The sequence below is a fragment of the Candidatus Protochlamydia sp. W-9 genome (assembly GCF_001950615.1).
GTDB lineage: Bacteria > Chlamydiota > Chlamydiia > Chlamydiales > Parachlamydiaceae > Protochlamydia > Protochlamydia amoebophila.
In genome coordinates this window covers 1-236 of the sequence record NZ_BCPZ01000032.1, presented here as the reverse complement: position 1 = coordinate 236, position 236 = coordinate 1, and the positions used below count along the sequence as shown (strand labels likewise).

General features: G+C 40.7%; 1 rRNA gene. It reads right to left on the bottom strand.

Going from position 1 to position 236, the window contains the following annotated elements:
• Window positions 1–172: ribosomal RNA gene (locus BU804_RS00800) — 16S ribosomal RNA — on the bottom strand; the annotation flags it as partial.
• Window positions 173–236: the final 64 nt, after the last annotated feature.

Sequence of the window (236 nt, the reverse complement as noted above, 5' to 3'; positions counted from 1 at the left end):
TTTCACCCTATCCGGTATTAGCGGTCGTTTCCAACCGTTATCCCAGAGTTAAAGGCAAGTTATCCATGTCTTACTAACCCTTCCGCCACTAAACCCGAAGGTTTCGTTCGACTTGCATGCCTCATCCACGCTGTCAGCATTCAATCTGAACCAAGATCAAATTCTCACAGAAAAATAAACTCTTGAAAACCTGAGTTGATTATATATAATCTGCACTACTTAAAAGTAGTGCTATA